Below are 24,178 nucleotides of genomic sequence, written 5' to 3'. Positions count from 1 at the left end.
CGGGTGGCCGGTTTTTCCAGCACTGTTTTTTGAAGTCTGGCAATTTTATGAACGGTTACAATATGTTGATTGGCATCAACGACCCGCCGTGACGCTTTGGCGAAGGGCCGGGGCGGGCCTTCGGCGATGATGGTGCCGACCTTTGGGCGATGGGTGGCGTCTGTCCTTTCAGGGTTGCGGGGTCGGCGGCCCCTGGATGATCAGCCGCGCCACCAGATCGGCCGCGGAGGTGTGGGGCTGGTGGCCTGCGTCGCGCAGCAGGTGGATCGCGGTGCGGGCGGGCAGGCTGGCGCAATCCTGCCAGTTCACGATGCGGTCGTTCAGGCCGAACAGCGCGACCAGCGGGCAGGCCAGCGTGTCGAGCTGCGGCGCGATGTCGGTCTGCTGGATGCCCGCCACCGCCAGCAACCGCGCCAGCGGTGCGGTGGCGGCCCGGCGCTTCCGCAGCGTCGCCAGTTCGGTCGCCAGCGCCGCGCCGGACAGCGGCACCGCCCCCAGCAGCGAAAGTGCCCGGGCCAGCGCGGCCGGGGTTTCCGCCGCGGCCATCAGATCGAGGAAATCGGGGTTCAGGCGCGGGCCAAGCCCGGCCGGGGACAGCAGCACCAGCCGCTCAACCCGGTTGCCCAGCAGCACGGCCAGCCGGGTCGCCAGCACCGCCCCCAGCGAATGCCCGACCAGCCGCAGGGGCCCATCCGGCGCCACCCGGTCCAGCAGGGCGGCAAGTGCGGCGGTCGCGCTGTCCAGATCATCGGCACGGGCCTCGCTGGCGCCATGGCCCGGCAGGTCCGGCACCAGCACCGGATGCCCGGCCCGGGCCAGCCGCTGCGGCAGGTCACGCCAGCCCCGGCCATCGTCGAACAACCCGTGCAGCAGCAGGATCGGCGCGCCCGTGGCTTTGACGGGGGTGACCCGCCGAAGCGCCAGCGGCCCTTGCGGCGTCGCGACCTGCTGCACGCCGTCGCCGCCGGCCACCACATCCGCCCCGGTGATCCGCCCGCGCCGCCCGCTGCCCGCCAGCCCCGCCAGATCGACCCCGGCCTGCCGCGCCAGCGCCCGTGCCCGCGGGCTGGCGGCGGGGCGGGCATCTGCCCGGACGGCATCGGGCGCGGGGTTCGGGGCCATTGGCGCGATGGCCACCCGCGGTGCGGCCGGGGCAGGGGCGCCTTCACCCGCCGCCACCCGCACCTCGGCAATCGGCTGGTGCAGATCGACCATGTCCCCCGCCGCGACAAGGTGGGTCAACAGCACGCCGTCCTGCAATGCGGGCACCTCGACCACGGTCTTGTCGGTTTCCACCTCCAGCAGCACGTCGCCGCGCCGGAAGGCGTCGCCCGGAGCCTTCAGCCAGTCGGTGACGCGCGCCTGTTCCATCGTCTCGCCCAGGCGGGGCAGGGTCAGCACGGTTTGCATGTCCATCACCGGGCCGCCCATGCCGGAGCCTCCCGCCGCACCAGCCACAGCCCGGCTTCGGCAATCAGCCCCGCCGTGGGGATGGCGGCGCGTTCCAGCGCCGGGGCGACCGGGATCGGGATATCCTCGCCGCCGATCCGCAGCACCGGTTCTTCCAGCCAGTCGAAGCACGCCTCTCCGATCCGCGCCGCGATCTCGGAGGCGACCGATCCGGTCAGCGCCGCCTCGGTTACCACCATCACCCGCCCGGTGCGGCGCACGCTGTCGAACAGCACCGCCTCGTCCAGCGGATTCAGGCAGCGCAGGTCGATCACATCGGACTCGACGCCCTGCGCCGCCAGCGTGGCGGCGGCGGCAAGGCTTTCGTGCAGCATCCGGGAATAGCTGATGATCGTCAGGTCATTGCCCGCGCGGCGCAGCACCGGGCGGCCCCAGTCGCCATCCGGAACCGCCACGTCCAGCGGGCCCTTCATCGTGTAAAGCCTCTTGTGTTCGATGAACACCACCGGGTCCGGCTGCACCAGTGCGGCACGCAGCAGGTGATAGGCATCGTTCACCGTGGCGGGCATCACCAGCCGCAGGCCCGGAACGTGCAGCAGCCACGCCTCAAGGCTCTGGCTGTGCTGGGCTGCGGCGGACCTGCCAGTGCCGCCCTGCGTGCGCAGCACCATCGGCACGCCCATCTGCCCGCCGAACATGTAGCGGCTTTTCGCGGCCTGATTGGCAAGCTGATCCATCACCAGCCCGATGAAATCGACATACATCAGTTCCGCCACGGGGCGCAGGCCGGTCATGGCCGCCCCCACCGCGACGCCGACGATGCCGGGTTCCGAGATCGGCGCGTCGATCACCCGTTCGGCGCCGTAAACCTCGATCAGCCCCTTGGTCACGCCGTAGGCGCCGCCATATACCCCGACCTCCTCGCCGATCAGGATCACGTCGGGGTCGGCCTGCATCGCATCCAGCAGCGCCTGGCGGATCGCCTCGCGGTAGGTGGTCTCGACGGCGCTCATGCCCGCGCCCCTTCGGACAGGATCGCGCACAGGCGGTCGCGTTGCGGGCGGGGGGCGGGGGTGCCGGGGGCGAAGACATCCTCGAACATCGAGGCATCGGGCGGCGGGGCGGCCTGCACCGCCGCCTCAAGCGCCGCATCCATTTCGGCCGCAGCCTCGGCGTCGATCCGGTCCAGGTCGGCGGCATCGGCCTGCCCTTCGGCGGCCAGACGGGCGCGGGCGGTCAGCACCGGGTCGCGCAGGCGGCCGGCCGCTTCCTCCTCGGCGGTGCGGTAGGGGCTCTTGTCCATCCGGGCGTGGCCGTAGAAGCGGTAGGCGTCGATTTCCAGAAACCCCGGCTGACCGGCGCGCGCGGCGGCGAGCAGGCCCTGCGCGGCATCGCTCACCGCCTCGACATCGCGGCCGTCGGCAATCGCGGCCTGAAGTCCGAACGCCTTGGCCCGTGCGCCGAAGGCCAGCCGTCCGGCGGCGCGGTCCACCCGGGTGCCCATGCCATACTGGTTGTTGATGCAGCAGAAGATCACCGGCAGACGCCAGAGCGCGGCCATGTTCATCGCCTCGTAGAGGATGCCCTGCTGCATCGCCCCGTCTCCGAAGAACGCGACCGAAACCTGCCCGGACCGCCGGTTCCGGTAGGTCAGCCCCGCCCCCACCACATGCGGAATGCCGCCGCCGACGATGGCGTTCGCCCCCAGATGCCCCAGCGCCCGGTCCGCGATGTGCATCGAGCCGCCCTTGCCCCGGCAGTAGCCGGCCTCTTTCCCGGCAATCTCGGCCATCATCCGGGCGGGGTCGGCGCCGCGCGCCAGAAACACGCCATGCCCGCGATGGTGCGTGGTGAAGGTGTCGCCCGGCGCCATGGCGCCCGCCATGCCCACCACCGCCTCTTCCCCGATCGACAGATGCAGCATCGAGCCCGCGGATTCGCCGCGCAGGAACAATTCGCCCACCCGTTCCTCGAAGGACCGGATGCGCCGCATGGTGCGGTAACGCTGCAAGGCGGCGGAGTTGGCGGTCACGGGGTCTCCCTCAGGGGCTTGAGCGCGGCATAGGCGGCCAGATAGCGCGCATGGATGGGGGCGTAGGCCGCGTGGCGGGCGGCGTCGGGGTCGATACGGCGCGCCACGCGGACCATGGCGGCGCAACCGTCGTCGATGCTGGCGAACAGCCCCGCCCCGGTCGCCGCCAGTATGGCCGACCCCAGCGCGCAGGCCTCGGTTTCCTCGGTCACCAGCAGCGGCAGGCCCAGCGTGTCGGCATGAACCTGCAACCAGAACGGCGATCGGGTCGCGCCGCCTGCCACCACGATCCGCCGGGCGGCAAAGGCGTCGCCGAAGGTTTCCACGATCAGCCTCGTGCCGAAGCACACGCCCTCGACCAGCGCGCGGTAGACATGCGCGGGGGTGTGGCTCAGCGTCAGCCCGATGATCGCGCCCCGCGCCAGCGCATCGGTGTGCGGCGTGCGGTTGCCCTGGAAATGATCGACCGCCAGCAGCCCCTCGGCCCCCGGCGGCAGGGCGGCGGCTTCGGTGTTCAGCTTGTCGAAATCGGTGGTTTCGGCGAAATGGCGCTTGAACCAGGCGATCACCGATCCGGTCGATGTCTGGCCGCCCTCGATGATCGGGCGGCCGGGATAGACGCAATCCATGTAGGTGCCCCAGACGCCCGGCGCATGAACCGACCGGCTGGCCACCCCCAGATGCAGATGCGACGACCCGGTGATCAGCGCCAGATCGCCCGGTTGGGTGACCCCCAGCCCGATCATGCCGATGAAGGCATCGGCCCCGCCCTGGACCACCAATGTGCCGGGGTTCAGCCCCAGGTGCTGCGCGGCGTCGTCGGTCAGTCCGCCCAGCGGCTGACCCGGCGCCACGATCTGGCGCGGCCATTTCGCGCGCAACCCGGCCAGCCCCAGCCTTTCCAGCAGGCTGTCGGGCCAGCCGCCGTGTTCGGTCTGGAAGTGCCAGCGCATCGTCGCGTTGTTCAGCGAGGCGCACCACCGCCCGGTCAGGCGCAGTGTCAGGTAATCCTGATACTCGCCGATCATCGCGGCCCGGTCCCACAGGTCGGGCTGGTGCCGCGCGATCCACAACGCCTTGGGGATCATCCATTCCGGCGACACCGGCCTCGCACCCGCGCCGTTCACCCGCAAGGCGGGGTCGCCGCAGGCGGCAACCGCGTCGGCCTCGCGGTGCGCGCGCACGTCCATCCACAGCAGCGCAGGGCGCAGGGGGCGGCCCTCGTCGTCCAGTGCCACCACGGTGCAGGAGGTGGTGTCGCAGGCAATCGCCGCGATCTGGCCGGGGGCGACGCCCGAGGCCGCCATCGCCTCGCGCACGGCGATGCCTGCGGCGTGCCACCAGTCGTCGGGCGCCTGTTCGGCCTGCCCCGGTTCGGGAAAGGCGGTGGCATAGGCCCCCTTGCCCGACCCGCGCGACCGCCCCGACAGATCGAAGACATGCGCCCGCAAGCTTTCCGTGCCGCCGTCGATGCCGATCACATAGCTCATGGCGTCATCCGTCAGGGGTTGCTGCCTACGGGGCTTTTCTGCGCCTGCAATGCTGCATTGCAATATATGTGCACTACCTGCACATTTGTGATAAGCGTTGACGCCGCCTTCGGTCAAGCGCCTAATCCGGGAAATCCCCCGAAGGTGGCAAGGCCCCGATGACCCAGACCGGCAGCGAAACCGACGACCTTCTGCAGGCGGCCTGGCTCTATCATGTCGGGCAGATGAGCCAGGAGGAGGTCAGCCGCCGTCTGGGCATTTCGCGCTTCAAGGTGCTGCGGCTGCTGGCCGAGGCGCGCGACCGCGGGCTGGTGCGCGTCAGCATCGAGCATGAGACGACCGGCACGCTGGCGCTGGCCGACCGGCTGGCGGCGCGCTTTGCCCTGACCGAGGCGCAGGTGGCGCCGATGCCCGGCGGCATCACCGATGCGGCCATGGCGCGACGTGCGGTGGGCATCGTGGCGGCGGGCTTCCTGGCGCGGATCGGGCGGGGCGACACGGGGCTGACCATCGGGCTTGGCTGGGGCCGCACCCTGGCGGCGATGGCCGAGGCGCTGACCGGGTTGCGCAACCCCGGCCTGCGCTTCGTGTCGCTGATGGGGTCGATGGCGCGCACATCCGACACCAGTCCGTTCGATGTCTGCGCCCGGCTGGCGGCGCTGACCGGCGGTTCCGCGATGTTCCTGCCCGCGCCCTTCCTGGCCGACAGCGAGGCCGACTGCACCGTGATCCTGAACCAGCGGCTCGTGCGCGAAACGCTGGAGGCGGCGCGCGCGGCGCAACATGCCATCATCAGCGTCGGCGAATGCACGCCCGACGCGCTGCTTTACACCAGCGGGATCCTGACGGCGGCCGAAGCCCGGGCGCTGCGCGCGGCGAAGGCGGTGGCCGACAGCACCGGCAAGTTCTTTCGCGCCGACGGCAGTCTGGCGGAAACCGACCTGAACCGCCGCGCGCCCTCGATAAGGCTGGCCGACCTGCGCCGCACCGACGTGACGCTGCTGGCCGCGGGCACGGCCAAGGCGCGGGCGACGCTGGCGGTGCTGCGCGCGGGGTTCGTCAACCGGGTGATCGCCGACGAGGCGCTGGCGCGGGCACTGCTGGACCTGCAGGCCAGCGAAGAACAGGGGGAGGATGCATGATGAAGGGGTTCGGGGTTCACACCAGCATGTGGACGATGACATGGGACCGCGCGGGCGCCGAGCGCGCGGTGGCCGAGGCCGCGCGGCACGGCATGGATTTTCTGGAGGTCGCGCTGCTGAACCCCGCCGGGGTCGATGCGCCGCATACCCGCGCCCTGCTGGAACGGCACGAGCTGGCGGGCGTCTGCTCGCTCGGGCTGCCCGAGCGGGCCTGGGCCTCGGTGCGGCCCGATGCGGCGGTGGAGTTTCTGAAACTGGCACTCGACAAGACCGCCGAAATGGGCTGCCTCGCGCTGACCGGGGTGACCTATGGCGGCATCGGACAGCGCACCGGCCTGCCGCCGACCGAAGCGGAATATGACAACGTCGCCCGGGTTCTGGACGCCGCCGCCCGCCATGCCGGGGGGCTGGGCCTGCAATTCGGCATCGAACCGGTGAACCGCTACGAGAACCATCTGATCAACACCGGCTGGCAGGCGGTGGCGATGATCGAGCGGATCGGGTCGGACAACATCTTCATCCACCTCGATACCTACCACATGAACATCGAGGAAAAGGGCATCGCCAACGGCATTCTGGATGCCCGCGCCCATCTGAAATACATTCACCTGTCGGAATCCGATCGCGGCACCCCCGGTCAGGGCACCTGCCAGTGGGACGAGGTTTTCGCCACGCTGGCCGCCATCGGGTTTGACGGCGGGCTGGCGATGGAAAGCTTCATCAACATGCCGCCCGAGGTCGGTTTCGGCCTGTCGGTCTGGCGCCCGGTGGCCGAAAGCGAGGCCGAGGTGATGGGCAACGGCCTGCCCTTCCTGCGCGGCAAGGCGCGGCAGTATCGGTTGATCTGACAACCGGGCGGGCGTTTTCGACCCCTTGGCGTGGTATCGTGCGAAACGGTGCGGAACGCATCCGGCGGCCCTGGCCCCGCATTGCCTCTTGCGGACAGGATCGACGGCCGGGGCTTCGTGCCGACGTTGCGCGATGCCCCTGGGGCCTGAACGTGATGAAGACCACCAGCGCCCCCGACCTGCGGATGCCTGCCTTCTTGCGCCCGCCAGCGCGGCGGGGGCTGCGTTTCCGGCGTCCGCCCCCGGTGCGAAGATGCCACAAATTATCTCAATTTGACAAAATCCTGCCGACTGCGCATTTGACGCACTGCGATGCTGGACTCTGATCGGCTGTCGCTAGATAACGAAACCTCAGGGCATTTTGACAAAGACTGTCTCCTGAGCCTGGTCCGGTATCGGTGATTCGAATCGAAGGCAGGCGTATGCGAAGGGTTGGGCATGACAGACGCCGCAGCATCGTCACCCCTTTGGGGCGCCGCAGAGCCCTGTGGCGCAAGGGGTCAGGCTGGCCCTTCGCCTGACCGCCCGTCTGCGGCCTGCGCCGTTACCTTCAGACCGGATCTGCCGTGACCCCGGAGCGCGACCCCGAAGACCCGTCTGCGCCGCACCCCGGCTTTGCCGCGATGGTGCCATGCGAGCAACTGGCGGATGTTGTCGAGGCGCTTCCCGACGCGGTGGTGGTGCGTGACGGCACCAGTCGGCTGATGTTCGCAAACAGCCTGTATCGGGCGCTTTATCCGGAATTCGAGTCCAGCCTCGTCGAGGGTTCGACGCTGGAGGAGAACCTGCGTTCCGCAATCGGCGCGGGGCTGTTCCCCCAGGCTGCCGGCCGCGAGGAGGCGTGGATCGCCGAACGGCTGCAGGAATTCTATGCGGCGGGGCCGATGCGCGAGATTTGCCTGCCCGATGGCCGATGGCTGCGCCAGATTGATATCAAGACGGCACAGGGCCTGCACGTCGGGCTGCGTCTCGACATCACGGAACGCCGCGCCCAGTATGCCTGGCTGGAGGCCGCCAACGAGGCGTTGAATGCCAGCCTAGCGGCGCGCGACGCGGCGGAAAAGCGGGTATCGAACATCATCGACGGGGCCGGGGTCGGAACCTGGGAATGGAGCGTGGACACCGGCGAGAACATCGTCAACGCTCGCTGGGCGGAAATGCTGGGCTATGACATCGCGGAGTTGCAGCCGCTGACCATCGACGTGTGGCACCGGCTGATGCATCCCGATGACTGGGAGCGTGCCGCGGCGACGCTGGATCGGGTGTTTGGCCGTGAGGTGCCGCAGTTCGACTGCGAATTGCGGCTGCATCACAAGGCGGGGCATTGGGTCTGGGTGCATTCGCGCGGCCGGGTGGTGACCTGGGCAGCCGACGGATCGGCGGCGATGATGGCGGGGGTGGACCTCGACATCACCGACCGCAAGAGCCTTGAAAAGGCCCTGCACGCCGAACGGGATCTTCTGGCCCGCCTGGCCGAGACCAGCATCTCGGGCATCATCGCCTTCAACGACGGCGGCGAGATCGTCTTTGCCAACAAGGAGGCCGAGCGGATCCTGGCCCTTGACGAGGCCCGGATCTGCGGGCGGACCTACGACGATCCGCGCTTCAGGGTCGAGGCGATCGACGGCGGTGTATTCCTGCCCGAAGAAATGCCCTATGCCCTGGTGAAACAGACAGGAAAGCCGGTGCGCGACATCCGGCAGGCGATCGTCTGGCCGGACGGCCAGCGCCGCATCCTGTCTTCGAACGCGGCACCGCTCGGGATGGTCGGGGCCGATGCGCAGGTGGTCTGCACCTTCACCGACATCACCGCCCAGATACTGGCCGAACAGGCGCTGAAGGATGCGGCACGCGATGCCGGCCACATGGCCAACCATGATGCCCTTACCGGGCTGCCGAACCGCTGGCGCTTTCAGGAACTGCTGGGTCTGGCCCTAAGCGCCAGCGTCGAAAACCACGGCTGCACGGCACTTATCTTTCTCGACCTCGACAACTTCAAGAACATCAACGACAGCCTTGGTCACGACAAGGGCGACATGCTGCTGCGTCAGGTTGCAGGCCGGCTGATATCGGTTCTGCGCCAGACCGACACGCTGGCGCGGCTTGGCGGCGACGAATTCATCGTGCTGCTGCCGGGTTCCGACCGGCAGGATGCGCTGCAGGTCACCCACCGCCTGCTGGAGGTGATGAAGCATCCGTTCGACCTGGCGGGGCAGACCGTGTTCCTGACCTCCAGCTTCGGCATCACCGTGGCCCCCGAAGACGGCACCGCGGAAGCCGAGCTGATCAAGAACGCCGATATTGCCATGTATCGCGCCAAGGCGACCGGGCGAAACCAGTATGCCGTGTTCAACGCCGACCTGCGCGAGCACATTTCGCGCAACAGCCGGATCATCCAGGCGATGCAGCGCGGCCTGCGCGAACACCGCTTCCGTCTGGTGCTGCAGCCGCAGTTCAGCCTCGACGGAACCATGCGGATGATCGGGGCAGAGGCGTTGCTGCGCTGGAAAGACCCCGACCTGGGCGAGATCAGCCCGGCGGAATTCATTCCGCTGGCGGAAGATGTCGGTCTGGCGCGGACCATCGACCTTCATGTGGTCGAGTTGCTGAGCAACCTGCTGCGCCGCTGTCGCAAGGCGGGCCTGCGCGTGCCGGTGTCGTTCAACCTGTCGGCGGGCAGCTTTCGGGGCAAGCGTTTCGCGGAAGTGCTGCTGGGCGAATTCGCGCGGCTTGGCATCGCCCCTTCGGAGGTGCATGTCGAGATCACCGAAACCGCGCTTATGGCCCATACCGAGACCACGCGCGAGAACATCGCGAGGCTTCATGCCGCCGGGATCTACACGTCGCTGGACGATTTCGGCACCGGCTATTCCTCGCTGAGCGCGCTGCAACGCCTGCGGCTGAACGAGCTGAAGATCGACCAGAGCTTCGTCAGTTCGCTGTTTCAGGACATCGACGGCAGTTCGGCCATCGTTAAGGCGATTCTGGTCATGGCTCAGGCACTGGACATGAACACCATCGCCGAAGGTGTCGAAACCGTCGCGCAACTGGATTGGCTGCGCAACCACGGCTGCAATGCGGCGCAGGGCTACCTGCTTGGCCTCCCGCAGGAGATCGACGATTTCACGGCCGCCGCCTGCGCCGACAAGGTCACCCGCATATCGTGATCGCCTGCGCCCGGCCCGGGCGCGCGGGTGTCACCATGTCCAGTCCAGGCCGCGATAATGGGTGCCGGTGCGGGAATGCCCGGTCAGCACCAGATCGACGATCACGTCGACAAAGACGCCGGCCCAGGCTTCGGCTGCAAGCTCGATCGGGCAGGCGATGCCGATCCGGCGGAAGATCGGCTGGTCCGCAATTTCGCGGACGGCGATCTCGCCCCGCGCCACCTCTTCCGCGATGGCCCCGAAGGGCGTGATCGACGTGCCGACACCCTGACGCAGCAACGACCGCCACAGGTCGATCGACGTGACGTGCTGTTCGCCGTTCAGCGGCTGCCGGGTCGCCTCGGCGGCATCGCGCGCGGCCCGCCAGCTGACGCTTTTCTCGCCATAGAAGATCAGGTTGGATTGCAGCGCGTCCCGCAGGGCAATCGGGGTATCCGGGGATTCGCCGTCGGGCGCAGAGGCAAAGACGAAGCGATTCTCGATCAGGTCGATGACATGAATCCTTTCCGAGGCTTCCAGCCCGCAGCCCACCACGAAATCCAGCTCGGCCTTTTCCAGTTGAAGGCGCAGGTCGCTGGACGCACGATTTTTGCGGGTTAACAATCAGCTAGGGCGATGATCGGAGGAGTGGAGGGCCTTCGGACCTTGGGGGTTCAGGCCAGGCACTTCGTATTGAGTCGCCTCCACCAGACCTGCAGCCGGATCGGCAGGGTCGTGGTCAAGAAGACGATCATGAAATGATCGGTTCGGCTGGCTTCCGGTGCGGGCACCGGCGGTTGCCTGATACTGCCCGGCCGCGACCTGCGGCCAAAAAAACCTACGCAACTGCGGTCAACGAGGGAGAGGGACAAGAATGACCAGAAACAGGGATGACGACGAAATCAAGCCCGGCGGCGCCGACGAAGGCGGGCTGAGCCGCCGCGATTTCTTCAAGGCGGGCGCTCCGCCGGTGTCGGTGCTGCGGCCATGGTGGCCCCCGGTGCGGTGCTGGCGCAGGCGGCAGGTTCTGCCGGTGCCGACATGCACTGGGATTACGAGGTGGATGTGGTGATCGCGGGCGGTGGCTGCGCGGGCATCACGGCCGCCATCCGGGCACGCGACGCCGGTGTTTCGGTGCTGGTCGTGGACCAGAACTTCGATCTGGGCGGGCGGATGCTGCACTCGGGGTCGTATCTGTCGTTGGGAGGCGGCGATGCGATCCAGAAGCGCGACATGGCAGGGCTGCCCGACGCCGAAGGCTTCATCACCGTGCCCCCGACCGAAGAGCCCGCCGAACTGGATGACAGCATCGACCTGCTGTTCACCGATGTCACCGACTGGTCGGTCGTTGATGCCAAGGCGCAAAGCCCCTACCGCTACAATGAACGCGAGCTGATGCGCGCCTGGGCCGAGAACTGCCCGCCGACCCGTGAATTCCTGATGGCGAACTATGTCCGTTTCACCCGGATCAGCGGCACGCATGGCGGCGGCGGCCTGTCACGGGCACGCGCGCCCTATTGCTTCCTGATGCTGGGCGACGTGACCGACATCAAGGCGGGCACCATCACCGCCGAGGATGCGGGCGTGGCGAACGACGAACGCACCAGCCCGATGGCCCCGGTGCAGATGGAGGACGCCTCGGCCTTCGTCGGCCCCAACGCGCTGCGCAACGGCGTGGCCCTCGCCCGCCCGCTGGAGTTTTCGGCCCGCGAGAAGGGGGTTCAGTTCATCCTGCACCGCAAGTTCACCGACATCATCCGTGCGGAACCCTTCTCGGGCCGGGTGCTGGGCATCCGCGCCACCTATTCGCCGCGCATCAACCCGGAGTCGGGCGAAAGGCTGGAAAGCTTCTGGCAGAACGGCAACGTCGATGACCGGCGGCCGACGATTTCGATCCGGGCGCGCAAGGCGGTGATTCTGGCCAGTGGCGGCCATGCCGGCAACCCCGAGGTGCGCAGCATGTTCTATCCGGCGTTCCGCGACCCGGCGTTCCCGACCTCGGGTTCGGCCTTGCAAGGCCCCGGCGGGCAGGATGCCAGTGCGCTGAAGGCGGCGCTCCGTGTCGGGGCGAACATGGCGGGGATGCAGCAGAACCTGTCCTACCCCACCACCTACCACATCGCCTCGCGGCTTGGCACGCGCGACGCCTACACCGACATGATGCCGGGCCACCCCGCCTTCGTGTTTCGCGGGTCTGCCGGTCTGGGCGTCGGCAACGCGGGGTATGAGGAGTTCATCGCCGTCAACCAGGTCGGCAAGCGTTTCTTCAACGAGGTGCGCCTGCCCAAGCGCCCCGGCGGCAACCGCTATCCCGGCGACGGCGCGGCCCCCGGGCAGGGGATGGCCCACACCCCGCTCGACTGGCGCAACTGCAGCGCGGCGTGGATCAAGCAAAGCTATACCTACGACCACGGGCTTGATGCGGCGCTGGCGATCAACGAAGGCTCCAAGCCGCCGCATTACTTTTCGGGGCCGATCTGGGCGATCTTCGACCAGGATACGGTCGAGCGCACCGGATGGGAGCTGCGCTTCCCCTATGTGAACGAGAAGAACGGGTACTACTTCAAGTGCGACACCATCGAGGAACTGGCCCGGATGATCTACGAGGGCCACCCCTATTCTCGGGTTCCACTGAGCTACCTGACGGAAACCGTCACTGCCTGGAACGGCTATGTCGACACCGGGATCGACCCCGACTTCGAACGCGAGAAAGACGCGCCGATGCACAAGATCGCCCGGCCGCCCTTCTATGCCCTGTCGATCATGCCGGTGTGGCATGACAGCTACGGCGGCCTGCGCGTCAACGGCCGCCAGCAGGTGATCGACATGGATGGACTGGTGATCCCCGGCCTCTATGCGGGCGGCGAGGCGGTGGGCGGCTTCAACAAGCACGGGCTCGGCAAGGGCCATGTGCACGGCTTCATCGCCGGAACCAATGCCGCGCGGGAGCCTGTCTGACCAGACCTGCCGGGGTCGGTGGCGTTGCCTGCCGACCCCGTTTCCCCGATCAAGGAACCGGAGTCCGCTTCATGACACCCCAGACAGATACCGCCGAAAGCACGCACCGACTGTCCTTCGACATCACGCCACGGGCGGCGGATGCCGGAGCCGTCGTTTGCCTGACCGCCTGCCTGACCGAAGCACCGCAGGGCCCGCCAACCACGCGCGAGGTCATCTTCCGCGACCATCAGGGCGTGGAACTGGCACGCGCGCCGCTTGTCCGGCGGCCTGACGGCACCTGGCAATCCGAACCCTGCGAGGTCCGTGGCCCGACCGACCCCGGAGAGCACCTCTGGCAGGCTGCGGTGGCGCAGGACGGGGCAGACCCCTGCACCGCCGATGCCGCCTTCACGGTCAACCCGCATCTGCTCAGCGTCAATGTCTGGGATGTGCCGACCGCAATCGAAGCGGGCAGCGCCTTCGGCTTTCGGGTCGGCATCAAATGCCCGTTCGGCTGCACCTCCGAAGGGCTGGCCTTCACGGTTCACGACCATGACGGCCAGACGGTCGCGACCGGACAGGTCGGCCCCGATCCTGCGCCCGGCACCACCGGCCTGCACTATGCCGACGTGGCGCTGACGGCCCCCCCCACCGAGGGCCGGTATGGCTGGACCGTCACGACCCCGGCCACCGACACGGGCTGCGCCCATGCCGGGCAAAGCGCCACGGTCCGCATCCAGACCGTGCCCGCCCCCGAATTCACCCTGACGATAGAGGCCGTCGATGCCGTCAGCGGTGCGCCGGTAGAGCGCGCAAAGGTGGTCGCCCATCCGTGGCGCACCCTGACCGATGCGCGCGGCATGGCCGAGCTGCGGCTGCCGCGCGGTGCCTACACGGTTTTCGTCTCGGGCAAGCAGTACTTTGCCTACAAGGGCGAGGGCACGCTGACGCAGGACATCACGATCCGGGCCGATCTGCACCTCGACCGGGAATTCACCGAAGCCGATGCCTGGGCCTGAACCCCGGCAAACCAACCCCAAGGGGACCAACCGATGCGAAACCGTCTTGCCTGGCTGATCGGTGCGGCCGTGCTGAACCCGATGGCAGCCCTGTCGCAAGGGCCAATCGACCCGGACATGCTTGCAAAGGGCCACGCGCTTTTCCAGACCAACTGCATGGTCTGCCACAAGGCCGAAGGCGAGGGCAGACCGCCGCTGTTTCCAGCCCTGAAGGGCAACCAGAACCTCTCCGACCCCTATCTGATCGTGCACAACGTCCACCACGGGCAAAACAACATGCCCCCCTTCGCCGTGCTGACTGACGCAGAGATCGCGGCCGTGGCAACCTATGTCCGCAACGCGTGGGACAACACCTTTGGCGGCGTGACCGTCGAGGAGGTCACCGAGATGCGCGCCGACCTTGATCCGACCGGGCCGGTGCGCTCGATCTGGGACGGCGTCTATACCCAGGCGCAGGCCGACCGCGGCAAGTCGGTGTTCGGCAGCCCCTGCGGCACCTGCCACGGCAAGCGGCTGAACGGCGTCGCAGAAGACATGGACATGGCCAGCGCGCCGCCGCTGGCACGCGAAAAGTTCCTGCGGGTCTGGGATGGCCGCTCGCTGGGGATCCTGTTCTCCTACGCCAAATCGACCATGCCGCAAAGCAACCCCGGCTTCCTGCCCGACGAGGATTATGTGGCGATGATCGCCTACATGCTGGAAACCAGCGGCGCCCCGCCCGGCACGACCGAGCTTCCGGTCGATGTAGAGGGCATGGGGCGCATCGTGATCAGTCCGAAGTCATGAAACCCTGATCCCGGGCGTGGTGCCCGGGGCGGGTGACCCCAGCGGGAGGCCGGAATGCGAGCCCTTGTTGCCATTATGACAACTGTCTTGCCGGCGATGGCCGCAGCCGAAACCCCGATCTTGGCCCGCGCGGTGGCCTGCTCGGTAGCGGGTTATGACGTGATCTTCCAGAATGTCGGCAGCGAAACCCTTCCGGTCGACGCGGTGCTGACCTGGTCGGTGCCGTTTGTCCGGCTGAAGGGCGAACATGTGCTGGAAGCGGCGCTGGAGCCGCAACAGCGGGTGTTCCTGACCGGCGCGCTGGTCTCGACGTATCTCGGCCGGCCCAAACCCTGCGAGGCCGGCCTTGGGCAATAGGGTCCGCCAGACACGCCGGGCCGCATCTGAGCCGCAATCAAGGGAGGTTTCACATGTTCCACAATATCGGCCCGATGGGCCTTGTCGTCATCGCACTCGTCGTTCTGGTGCTGTTCGGGCGGGGCAGGGTCGCCTCGCTGATGGGCGAGGTCGGCAACGGCATCTCGGGTTTCCGGCGCGAGGTGCGCAAGGCCGACGAAGCGGTCGAGGGTTCGCGCATCGCCGTCGCCCAGACCGAGACCGCTGCCGAAAAGCGCGGCTGACCGGTCGCGGTTCAGAACGGCACGACGGCATGGGCCAGCAGCCCGGCCCCCGCCGCCAGTGCCGTCGCGCCGATCAGCGGCCACCAGTAGCGCGGCGGCCCGGCGACGATGGCCATCGACAGGCGCCCGCCGGCATTTGCCAGAAGGCCGGCCAGCACGGCCGTGCCCACCGTCTCCGGCGGCACCGCTTGGCCGAGCTGGCGGATGGCGGACAGCACGGCCACATCCACATCGAACGTCCCCGCCAGCCCGGAACTTGCCACCGCTCCGAGGTCACCGAACCGGCTGGTCACGGCGGCGCTGGCCGTCGAGACAACCGCCAGCAGAAGCGCGAACAGCAGCAGGGGCCCAAGCGAGAACGGGTTGGGCGGCAGCGTGCCCTCGGCCTCGCTTCCGCCACGCGACAGCAGGGCCAGACCGCACAGGCCGAAGGTCGCACCCGCCGCCAGCGCCTCGGGCGCGATGAAGATGAACACCGAAGGGGCGAGCAGCGCCACCACGACCGTGACGCGCAACACCGAAATCATCGCCGCCAGTGCCGCCCCGCCTGACAGGGCACGCGCATTGCCGCCGGATCGGGCGGTGTGGGCGAAGGCGATGGTAACGGCGGTCGAGGAAACCAGCGCCCCGGTCAGCGCCCCGACCAGAAACCCCCGCGTCGGCCCCAGAAAGCGGAAGGCAACATAGCCGAGAAACGAGATCGCCGCCGTCAGCACCGTAAAGAACCAGATTTCCCACGGGTTCAGCCCGTTCCACGGGTCGATGGTGCGGTTCGGCAGCAGCGGCAGCACGATCGCAGTCATCACCGCCAGGATCAGCGCCGAGCGCAGCTCCGGCCATGTCAGGCGCTTCAGCAGCTCGTGCAGCGCATTCCGGCTGGCCAGCAGACCCGCCAACGCCGCCCCGCCGGCCGCTGCGGCGCGGAAGTCGCCCGCAACCGCCAGCCCGCCAAGGGCAAAGACACAGAGGCCCGACACCGCCGCCGTAACGCTGAAAGAGGCATCGTGTTCCGCCTCATGCGCCTGAAACCAGCCGAACACGGCGGCGAAGCCGACAAAGCCGATGGCAAAGACATAGGGCGCGTCCATCTGCATGGCGACGGCCGCGAACACGCCGCCCAGCAGCCCGGTGATGCCATAGGTGCGGATGCCGGCCGTACGGCTGCCGTCGGGTTCGTCGCGCTCGCGCCAGCCGCGTTCCAGCCCGACCAGCAGGCCGATGGCGAGCGCCACGCCGAACCGCAGTATCAACTCGTTCATCCCGTCACCCGATACCCTGGCCCTGGCCTCTGCCCCGGCGTGCCCGCCGGAAACCCCGATGTCTGCCGCGTGCGTCAGGCACGCAGCAGGACCTTGCTGTTCGACCCGACGGCCTGGGCAATCGTGGTGAAATGGGCCTTGCGCGCCGCCGAGCTTTCCGCCGACCGCAGCAGCAGCGTCTGGGTTTCCGCCAGCACCTGCTGGGCGGCCCTGCGGGCGGCGGGCAGGCTGCCCTGCCGCACCGCGCGCAGCGGGCGGGTCGCGGTGGTGCCGAATCGGGGCGGAGACTCGCCCGGCATCGCCCTTCTGGCGGCGGGGTCTTCATATTGCCCGGCGATCCCCTCCAGTTTCACCCGCGCAACACGCAGGATCTCGCGCAGCACCGAACTGTCGCCCGCCCGGGGCAGCGATCGCTGGATGTTGCGATACTGGTCCGACAGGCAATCGACCACATAGACATCCGGCAGCCAGCCGCAATAATCCTCTGCCTGCTTCAGGGCCGAGACCACCCGTGTCGCGGTGACGTTCGACAGGTCGCTGGCGGACCGCCAGTTCCCGACGTTGCCACGGTCGTTGTAGTCGCGCCCTTCCGACTGGGCCAGGATGATCCCGTCAGGCATCGGCTGATCGGGCGTCAGCGCCCAGCGGGGCAGGGGCTGCGCGTGCAGCGGCAAAGCCGAAACCTGGCTCAGCGCCAGCGCCAGCGAGACCGACCAGGCGGTGAAGGGCGCGCGGCAGAGCGGTTGCAGGATCGTCATGGCGTCCTTGCCTCCTCAGTCGTTAAGCCCGTAGGCCGCGCGGATGCCGCGCTGCGTGCCGGGGCCAAAGCTGCCATCAAGCGCGCCCGCATAGAAGTCATGCTCTGCCAGTTTGGCCTGAAGCGCCTTGCGGGTGTCGGCCTTGAACATCGCAGGCTTGTCGCGCAGGATCTCGTAGACCTGCTGGCTGCCGGTGCGCAGCGCGCGATACAGGTATTCTGCCGCATCCGCCGGGCCCTTGCCCGCGATCTTGCCGTCGTCGATCAGGGCGGCATAGTTGAACATCGACTGCGGCTGGCGCAGATCGGCCGCGCGGGCAAAATAGGCCAGCGCCTTTTCCGGGTCGCGCGCCACGCCAAGGTCGCCTTGATAATACAGGAACCCGAGGTCGTTCAGCGCATCGGGAAAATCCTGCGCGGCTGCGCTGTGATACAGGGCCACCGCCCGCGGAATGTCCTGCTCGACGCCCAACCCGATCTCGTAAAGCTGCGCCAGTTCGAACTGCGCTTCTGCATAACCCGCGTCCGCGGCCCGGCTCAGCAGTTTCGCTGCCTCGGAAGGTGCGTAACGGCTGTCTTCGGCATTCAGCCGCATGTAGGCCAGCCCGGTCATCGACCGTGTGTCGCCCTGATCGGCCAGGGCGGCGATCTGCGATTCCTGGTCGGGCCGCAGGTCGGACCATGCGACGCGCAGGTTTTCGTTGTCGATCACGCTGTCGGTCGCATCGGCCCCGGCAAGGTAGAACGGCGTGCCGGCCAGCGAGCCGTAGTTATAGGGCTCCTGCCGGTTGAAGGTCGCCTGCATGACCTCGTCGCGCACCTGGCGGAACATCAGGCTGATCTCCAGCCCCGGCTTCGGCAGCGCCTTTATCAGCGCCAGCGCGAAGGGGCTGTTCTCGCCGGTGCCATCCAGCGCGCGTTCGCCGTCCTTGGCGGCAAAGGCCACCAGCGTGCCGCGATCGGGCGAAGGGGCGGCCAGCCCGCCCCTTCCGCTTGTGCTGCGGGTCGCCTGCGCCGCCTCGGCGGTCTGGGTCAGCGCCTCGACATCCAGCGCGTCTCCGAACGGGTTGTCGCGGCAGGAATCGAGGATCACGATCCGCATCTTGCGGGCATGATCGACCGAGGCGAGCAGTTCCTTGAGCGAAATCGCCTGTCGCTGCACATCCTTGTTCGACCGTATGTCGGCATCGACGGGTATCAGGTAATTCTCGCCCTGAACCTCGACCCCGTGGCCGGCGAAGTAGATCAGCGCAAGATCGGCGGTTTCGGACCGGAAGGCGAACTCGGCCACGGCAAGGCGGAACTCGTCGGCGGTGCCGTCGACAAGCGTCGTCACCTGAAAGCCGATACCCGCCAGCGTGTCTGAAATCGCGCGGGCGTCGTTCACCGTGTTGTCGAGCGTGACCACGGTCTGATAGGCGCTCATGCCCACCACCAGCGCGATCCTTTCGGCCGCCTGGGTGGCAAACGGAAACAGCAGGAAAAAGCAGATCACAAGCGCGCGCATCGGGGTCATCCGGAAATCGGGTTGGCTGAACGGGCATCCCCACAGTGCCGCGAACCGGCGCCGCAATCCAATCAAAAATCGGTTTCCGCGGATCTGCGGCCTGTTCTTCCGATACCGGCAGCCGGATCGCGGCGTCGGGGGTCAGATATTGCCCTCGGCACGCCAGGTTTCCAGCTGTTTCTGGCTGACCTCGAAGTGCATCGAATCCTCGCGCGAAAAGCCGGCACCCCAGACCCAGCCTTCGGCGTTGAAGAAATCGGCCAGAATCGTCAGGCCAAGCTGGGTCTTGCCATCCGCCAGACTGTCCAGCTTGCCGTCGATGTTCAGATCGACTGCCAGTCCGAAGGAATGCGTCGAGGTTCGGTCAATGGTGCCGCGGATGCGGCGCACGCACAGCGAGCCTGCGGTGCTGATGCGGGCGTAAAGGTCTGGGTCTGCCTCTTCGACGTTCTTGAACACGCGCTTCAGGCTGTCGATGGCGGGTTGCAGCATCTGCACCCGGATCGGACCGACATCCTCGACTCGCAGCAGATCCTTCAGCTTGGGGTTGGTCATCGGTTCGCAATCGTCCGACAGCACTTCGCGCGGGCGGCCGAGAAACCCTTCCAGAAAGCTGGGCGAGGCGACGGTGATGCCCCTGTTGACGTTGCGCCGGTTGGCGATCAGCACCACCTGCGCATAGGCGTCGATGATGGCGTTCGGGCCCTCGTTCACGAAGGGCGTATCCTGCGGCTGGGCCGCGAACCCGTCCTGCGCCTCGCCGCTGCCCGCGCCTATGCCCCGAATCTCGGTTTCCAGCGAGGCGATCTGTTCCTGCAACGCCTCGATCTGCTGGCGCAGCGCCTCGATCTCGATCCGCGCGCCGCTGTCGATCGCCGACCCGCCTTCCGACCCGAACTCGGGCGCCGGCATCATGTCCTTCACCAGCAGCCAGACCAGCGGGGCGGCCAGCAGAACGATGGCAAGAATGATGACAGGCACAAGGCGCATGTGGCACTCTGTTTGGAACAATCCGCCGAAGATGAGCAGCGGCGGATGACAAGTCAACCATCGGCGGCCCGGACGCGCGCGGGTTCCAAACCCGTTGGCAGCACGGATGGAACTGGTGTAGCATGATACACAGGGCAAGAATTTTTGCCACGAAAGGTGATGCCATGATCAGAAGCATTTTTCTTGCGGTTTTCATCACTCTGGGTTTCGCGATGCTGCCCGCCTTTCCGGTCAAGGCGCAGGCGGACGGCATGACCGAAGCCGAGATTGCCGAGGCTTTCGCCAAGCAGAAGACCCGCGGCCTGACCATCGCCCCCACGTCCCCGGTCGGCACCGCGCCCACCGACCCGACCGCCACCGCAACACAGGTGTTTTACGCCGAAATTCCCGAAGAGGAGCAGGTCAACATCGCCATCGGTTTCGATTTCGACAGCGCCGCCCTGCGCGAGGACCAGAAGCCGAAACTGGTCGCGCTGTGCAACGTGATGAAAGCGGCCGACATCCCGGTGTTCCGCATTGTCGGGCATACCGACAGCTCGGGGTCGGCCCAATACAACGAAAAGCTGTCGCTGCTGCGCGCCGAAGAGGTGAAGCGCCATCTGGCCACCGATTGCGGCATTGCCGATGACCGGATGCAGGCGGTCGGCGTCGGGGCGCAGTTCCCGTTCGATGCCGCCAATCCGCGCGGCGACGTAAACCGCCGGGTCGAGTTTCAGGCGCTCAGCTGATCCGATGAGCGCATCCGCCCCGGCCAATTTCCCCGTAGCGCCCGGCGGTGACGCATGAGCGGGAATCCCGATGCAATCTTCCGGCCGGGCGATCTGCTGAACAACACCTACCGGATCGAGGCGATCCTCGGACGGGGCGGCACATCCGAAGTGTATCGGGCGCGGTCTGAAATCTCGGGCCGGGTGGTGGCGCTGAAGGCGCTGCGGTCGGAGTTCGCGCGCAACGTCGATTATCTGGCGTTGATGACCCGCGAGGAGGACGTGCGCGAGATCCGCCACGACGGGATCGTGCGCTATTTCGACAACCAGCGCACCGACGATGGCACCGTCTATCTGGTGATGGATTTCGTCGATGGTCCGGGGCTGGACCGCAAGATGAAGCAGGGCGGGATGTCGGCCGCCGATCTGCTGGTTGTCGCCGGGCGGCTGGCCGATGCGCTTTGCGCCGCGCACGCCAAGAAGATCGTCCATCGCGACCTGTCGCCCGACAACATCATCCTGCGCAACGGCAACCCGGCCGAGGCGGTGATCATCGACTTCGGCATCGCCAAGGACACCAACCCGGGCGCCGCAACCATCGTCGGCAACGAGTTCGCCGGCAAGTATGCCTATGCCGCGCCGGAACAGCTGAACGGCCAGACCGACGAGCGGTCGGACATCTATTCTCTGGGCGCGCTGCTGCTGGCGACCTACCGTGGCCGCGCGCCCGACAGCGGCAACAACCCGATGGAGGTGGTGACCCGCAAGGCGCAGCCGCTGGATACCGCGGGCGTGCCCGAACCGCTGAAGACCCTGATCGACAGGATGACCCACCCCGACCGCAACCTGCGCCTGCAATCGGCGCAAGCGTTGCTGGCCGAGGTGCGGCGCGTGACGGGCGGCGACCTGCCGGGCAAGGACGAGCGCACCGTGATCGCGCCGCGCCCGCCGACCCAGCCGCCAACCGACCCGGCGCAGCGCGGCACGGCAAAGCCCGCGAAGTCCGCACCCGAGGCGAAGAAGTCGTCGGGCGGGCTGATCGCGGTGCTGGGGCTGGTGGCGCTGGCGGCGATTGGCGGCGGCGGCTTTGCGCTGGGGCTGTTCGACGGGCTGCTCGGGCCGAAACTGGCGGTGGCAGAGCCCTATTCGCTGGTGGCCGGGCGCAAGCAGGACGGCCCGGCCGAGGCCGTTGGCTTCGTGCCGTCGGAGGATATTCAGGCGGCGCTGGGCCAGCGCATTGCGGCGCAGGGCGGGGCGGCACAACTGACGCTGGCCCGCGGTGCGATTGCCGAAAGCTGGGGCGCAGACATCCTGACGCTGGTCGATGCGGTGTCGGTGCTGCCGGAATGGCGGGTGGTGGCGAACGACAATCAGGTGCGGGTCACCGGCCTGACGCTGGATGCCGCCGAGCAGAGGGCGCTGGCCGCCACGCCCCTGCCCGCCGCCCTGTCGGGCAGCATCGACATAGAGCTTGGCCCGCGCTTCCTGACCCGCGAAAGGCTGGAGCCGATTCTGGCGGCCCATGCCGACTGCGGCGCGCTAAAACTGGAGAACGTGCCGCCGCTGGGATACCCGAACGATGCGACCGTGGTGATCTCGGGGCAGGTGGCCGAAATGGCGACGCAGGTCGCGCTGACCGATGCGCTGACCGCGACGCTGGGCACCCGCCGCCTCGATCTGGAAACCGAACTGCTGAACCCGGTGCTGTGCAGCATCGACGCGGCGCTGCCGCAGGCGCCGCAGGGCGGGTTTGACGTGACCTTCGGCTTTGGCGACCGGCCCGATGCCAACCCGACCGGGCGCTTTTTCGTCGGTGAGAATCCGGTGATCGACGTGACCATCCCGGCCTCGGTCACCAGCGGTTTCCTGTTCGTCTCGGCGCTGGATGTTTCGGGCAACGTGTTCCACATGCTGCCCAACATGAACCGCGAATCCAACAGCATCGAGGCGCTGCGGGCGGGAGTTTCCGGCCCTGTCAAGGTGCGGATGGCCTACGGTCTGGCCGAGGCGCAGGGCACAGGCAAGCTGGCCTTCACGGTGGACGATACCGCGCTGGGCAAGACCCGGATCGTCGTGATCCATGCCGAAAGCCAGATCTTCGACCAGTTGCGCCCCACCACGGAATCGGCGGGCGGCTACGCGCAGGCTTTGGCCGACCTTTCCGGCCCCGTGCGCTCGCTCGACAGTCGCATCCTGACGACCGCCAAACCCTGACCCTCAGACCACATCCACCACGATGACCGAGATGTTGTCGGCCCCGCCGCCATCAAGCGCCATCTGCACCAGCCCTTCGCACACCGTTTCGATCGGGGCGCGGCCTACGGTGCGGCGCAGCGTTTCGAAGCCCGCGTATTTCGTCAGCCCATCCGAACAGATCAGGAAACGGTCGCCCGGACGCACCTCGCCCCGCACCTTGTCGAGGTCGAGTTCTTCCCCCACCCCGACCGCGCGGGTGATGGCGTTGGACTGCGGGTGATATTCTGCCTCGTCCCAGGTCATGCTGCCAGCCGCGACCAGCGCCGCCACGGTGGAATGATCGGTGGTCAGCATTTCGATCGTGCCGTCGCGAAAGCGGTAAAGGCGGCTGTCGCCGGCCCAGAACGCCACGAAATGGCCGTCGGTCAGCATCAGGGCCACCACGGTCGCCCCGACGACCTTGGCCCCCCGCCGCAGGGTTTCAGCGCGGATCGTGTCATGCGCCTGCAGCACCGCCGCGCGCAGGGCCTGCATCCGCTGCGCCGGTTCCAGATCGGGCGGCAGGGCAGCGACCGCCTCGACCACGGTCTGGCTGGCAAAATCGCCGCCCTCATGCCCGCCCATGCCGTCGGCCACCACCCAGATCTTCTGGTCGGGAAGCGCCAGGATGCTGTCTTCGTTGATGCGGCGGACCCGGCCGATATGGGTCAGCGCGGAATGGCGGATGATCGTCATGACGTGGCTCCGGTTGCCGTGTGCCAATGGGCGGCGTCGCAGTCGAACAGGGCGGTGACCTGCAAGGGGGATGGCAGGCCCTCGGTGGTCAGGAATCGGGTGTCGTCGGCCAGCAATGCGCTCCACACGCTGGCGCGGCGCCGGGCTGTGCCGGACAGCGGGCGCGGGGGGGGCGTCTGCGCGGCAAGCCGGGTGGCCAGCAGGTCGCGGGTCATGGCGTCGTCCAGCGCGTCCAGCGCCAGATGCTCCAGTGCGTCGAAGACCGGGGTTGCGGACAGATGCGCCTGCATCGGGTCTGGCGCGCCGGGCAGCAGCGTCACCAGCGTCAGCGGAAACTGCCGCCCCACCCGGTCGACCGAAGGCATCATGACTCCCTGCGCCGCATCCGGACCAGTCAACCCGGCCGCCAGCGTGAACCGCCAGATCGGCGCCGAGAAATAGCACGCCTGCCAGCGGTCGCCCAACGCCTCGCGTGCGGCCAGCAACGTCGATTGCAGCCAGCGGTCCCACGGGTCGGTGAAGCCCGGCCCGATGCCGATGCGGAAGAAGTCTCCCAAGGAAGGCATCTTGCCGTAGGCCCCGAACCCCCCCACG

21 protein-coding genes are annotated in these 24,178 nt (G+C 67.8%); 10 read left to right on the top strand and 11 right to left on the bottom strand.

Features of this window, described 5'->3' with window-relative positions:
* Window positions 1-168: 168 nt before the first annotated feature.
* The 4 genes from RNZ50_21375 to RNZ50_21360 are packed head-to-tail and all read right to left on the bottom strand — an operon-like array spanning window position 169 to window position 4,932.
* Complete coding sequence (locus tag RNZ50_21375; protein MDT8857547.1) at window positions 169-1,416, bottom strand: alpha/beta fold hydrolase; 1,248 nt, start codon at window positions 1,414-1,416, stop codon at window positions 169-171.
* Window positions 1,416-2,423: an alpha-ketoacid dehydrogenase subunit beta gene (locus RNZ50_21370; GenBank protein ID MDT8857546.1), complete on the bottom strand. Its 1,008-nt coding sequence runs from the start codon at window positions 2,421-2,423 to the stop codon at window positions 1,416-1,418. Before RNZ50_21370 ends, RNZ50_21375 begins: the two co-directional genes overlap by 1 nt.
* Window positions 2,420-3,442, bottom strand: a complete 1,023-nt coding sequence (locus RNZ50_21365; GenBank protein ID MDT8857545.1) for a thiamine pyrophosphate-dependent dehydrogenase E1 component subunit alpha — start codon at window positions 3,440-3,442, stop codon at window positions 2,420-2,422. The genes RNZ50_21370 and RNZ50_21365 overlap by 4 nt, the downstream gene beginning before the upstream one ends.
* The gene (locus RNZ50_21360) at window positions 3,439-4,932 is read right to left on the bottom strand and encodes an FGGY-family carbohydrate kinase (GenBank protein MDT8857544.1); all 1,494 of its coding nucleotides are present in this window, start codon (window positions 4,930-4,932) and stop codon (window positions 3,439-3,441) included. Before RNZ50_21360 ends, RNZ50_21365 begins: the two co-directional genes overlap by 4 nt.
* Before the next feature lie 158 nt (window positions 4,933-5,090).
* Between RNZ50_21360 and RNZ50_21355 the strand changes: the two genes are divergently transcribed.
* From RNZ50_21355 to RNZ50_21345, 3 genes are all read left to right on the top strand, one after another.
* Window positions 5,091-6,074, top strand: a complete 984-nt coding sequence (locus tag RNZ50_21355) for a sugar-binding domain-containing protein (GenBank protein MDT8857543.1) — start codon at window positions 5,091-5,093, stop codon at window positions 6,072-6,074.
* Window positions 6,071-6,922 carry a sugar phosphate isomerase/epimerase gene (locus tag RNZ50_21350; GenBank protein MDT8857542.1) on the top strand — a complete coding sequence of 284 codons (852 nt, stop codon included), beginning with the start codon at window positions 6,071-6,073 and terminating at the stop codon, window positions 6,920-6,922. Before RNZ50_21355 ends, RNZ50_21350 begins: the two co-directional genes overlap by 4 nt.
* Before the next feature lie 566 nt (window positions 6,923-7,488).
* Window positions 7,489-10,089, top strand: coding sequence for an EAL domain-containing protein (locus tag RNZ50_21345; GenBank protein ID MDT8857541.1), 2,601 nt, complete (start codon window positions 7,489-7,491; stop codon window positions 10,087-10,089).
* Between the two features lie 30 nt (window positions 10,090-10,119).
* Here the strand turns inward: RNZ50_21345 and RNZ50_21340 are convergent, their stop codons facing one another.
* Window positions 10,120-10,692: a substrate-binding domain-containing protein gene (locus tag RNZ50_21340; protein MDT8857540.1), complete on the bottom strand. Its 573-nt coding sequence runs from the start codon at window positions 10,690-10,692 to the stop codon at window positions 10,120-10,122.
* 363 nt (window positions 10,693-11,055) lie between these two features.
* Between RNZ50_21340 and RNZ50_21335 the strand changes: the two genes are divergently transcribed.
* The 5 genes from RNZ50_21335 (at window position 11,056) to RNZ50_21315 (ending at window position 15,433) form a co-directional block, all read left to right on the top strand.
* Window positions 11,056-13,026 carry an FAD-dependent oxidoreductase gene (locus RNZ50_21335; GenBank protein MDT8857539.1) on the top strand — a complete coding sequence of 657 codons (1,971 nt, stop codon included), beginning with the start codon at window positions 11,056-11,058 and terminating at the stop codon, window positions 13,024-13,026.
* 71 nt (window positions 13,027-13,097) lie between these two features.
* On the top strand, window positions 13,098-14,027 hold the full coding sequence (locus RNZ50_21330) for a hypothetical protein (GenBank protein ID MDT8857538.1): 930 nt from the start codon (window positions 13,098-13,100) through the stop codon (window positions 14,025-14,027).
* A gap of 33 nt (window positions 14,028-14,060) precedes the next feature.
* Window positions 14,061-14,813 carry a c-type cytochrome gene (locus RNZ50_21325; protein ID MDT8857537.1) on the top strand — a complete coding sequence of 251 codons (753 nt, stop codon included), beginning with the start codon at window positions 14,061-14,063 and terminating at the stop codon, window positions 14,811-14,813.
* 54 nt (window positions 14,814-14,867) lie between these two features.
* Complete coding sequence (locus tag RNZ50_21320) at window positions 14,868-15,170, top strand: hypothetical protein (protein ID MDT8857536.1); 303 nt, start codon at window positions 14,868-14,870, stop codon at window positions 15,168-15,170.
* Between the two features lie 53 nt (window positions 15,171-15,223).
* Window positions 15,224-15,433 (top strand): twin-arginine translocase TatA/TatE family subunit, encoded by a 210-nt coding sequence (locus tag RNZ50_21315; GenBank protein MDT8857535.1) that lies wholly within the window; start codon window positions 15,224-15,226, stop codon window positions 15,431-15,433.
* Window positions 15,434-15,444: 11 nt separating this feature from the next.
* Here the strand turns inward: RNZ50_21315 and RNZ50_21310 are convergent, their stop codons facing one another.
* The 4 genes from RNZ50_21310 to RNZ50_21295 all read right to left on the bottom strand — a co-directional run bounded on the left by RNZ50_21310 (window position 15,445) and on the right by RNZ50_21295 (window position 19,946).
* Window positions 15,445-16,692, bottom strand: a complete 1,248-nt coding sequence (locus tag RNZ50_21310; protein MDT8857534.1) for an MgtC/SapB family protein — start codon at window positions 16,690-16,692, stop codon at window positions 15,445-15,447.
* Window positions 16,693-16,766: 74 nt separating this feature from the next.
* Window positions 16,767-17,450 carry a hypothetical protein gene (locus RNZ50_21305; protein MDT8857533.1) on the bottom strand — a complete coding sequence of 228 codons (684 nt, stop codon included), beginning with the start codon at window positions 17,448-17,450 and terminating at the stop codon, window positions 16,767-16,769.
* Window positions 17,451-17,465: 15 nt separating this feature from the next.
* On the bottom strand, window positions 17,466-18,956 hold the full coding sequence (locus RNZ50_21300) for a caspase family protein (protein MDT8857532.1): 1,491 nt from the start codon (window positions 18,954-18,956) through the stop codon (window positions 17,466-17,468).
* Between the two features lie 141 nt (window positions 18,957-19,097).
* On the bottom strand, window positions 19,098-19,946 hold the full coding sequence (locus RNZ50_21295) for a M15 family metallopeptidase (protein ID MDT8857531.1): 849 nt from the start codon (window positions 19,944-19,946) through the stop codon (window positions 19,098-19,100).
* Between the two features lie 164 nt (window positions 19,947-20,110).
* Here RNZ50_21295 and RNZ50_21290 point away from each other — a divergent pair, with 164 nt between their 5' ends.
* The gene (locus RNZ50_21290; protein MDT8857530.1) at window positions 20,111-20,674 is read left to right on the top strand and encodes an OmpA family protein; all 564 of its coding nucleotides are present in this window, start codon (window positions 20,111-20,113) and stop codon (window positions 20,672-20,674) included.
* 54 nt (window positions 20,675-20,728) lie between these two features.
* The gene (locus tag RNZ50_21285; GenBank protein ID MDT8857529.1) at window positions 20,729-22,867 is read left to right on the top strand and encodes a serine/threonine-protein kinase; all 2,139 of its coding nucleotides are present in this window, start codon (window positions 20,729-20,731) and stop codon (window positions 22,865-22,867) included.
* A gap of 3 nt (window positions 22,868-22,870) precedes the next feature.
* On the opposite strand, the gene RNZ50_21280 is transcribed toward RNZ50_21285, so the two are convergent.
* The gene (locus RNZ50_21280; GenBank protein ID MDT8857528.1) at window positions 22,871-23,584 is read right to left on the bottom strand and encodes a protein phosphatase 2C domain-containing protein; all 714 of its coding nucleotides are present in this window, start codon (window positions 23,582-23,584) and stop codon (window positions 22,871-22,873) included.
* Window positions 23,581-24,177, bottom strand: a complete 597-nt coding sequence (gene tagF / locus RNZ50_21275; protein MDT8857527.1) for a type VI secretion system-associated protein TagF — start codon at window positions 24,175-24,177, stop codon at window positions 23,581-23,583. Before tagF ends, RNZ50_21280 begins: the two co-directional genes overlap by 4 nt.
* Window position 24,178 lies beyond the last annotated feature (1 nt).

It is taken from the genome of Paracoccaceae bacterium Fryx2 (assembly GCA_032334235.1).
Taxonomy (GTDB): domain Bacteria; phylum Pseudomonadota; class Alphaproteobacteria; order Rhodobacterales; family Rhodobacteraceae; genus JAVSGI01.
Note: the sequence above shows the minus strand (reverse complement) of the source record. Positions and strands in the feature narration are given on the sequence as shown.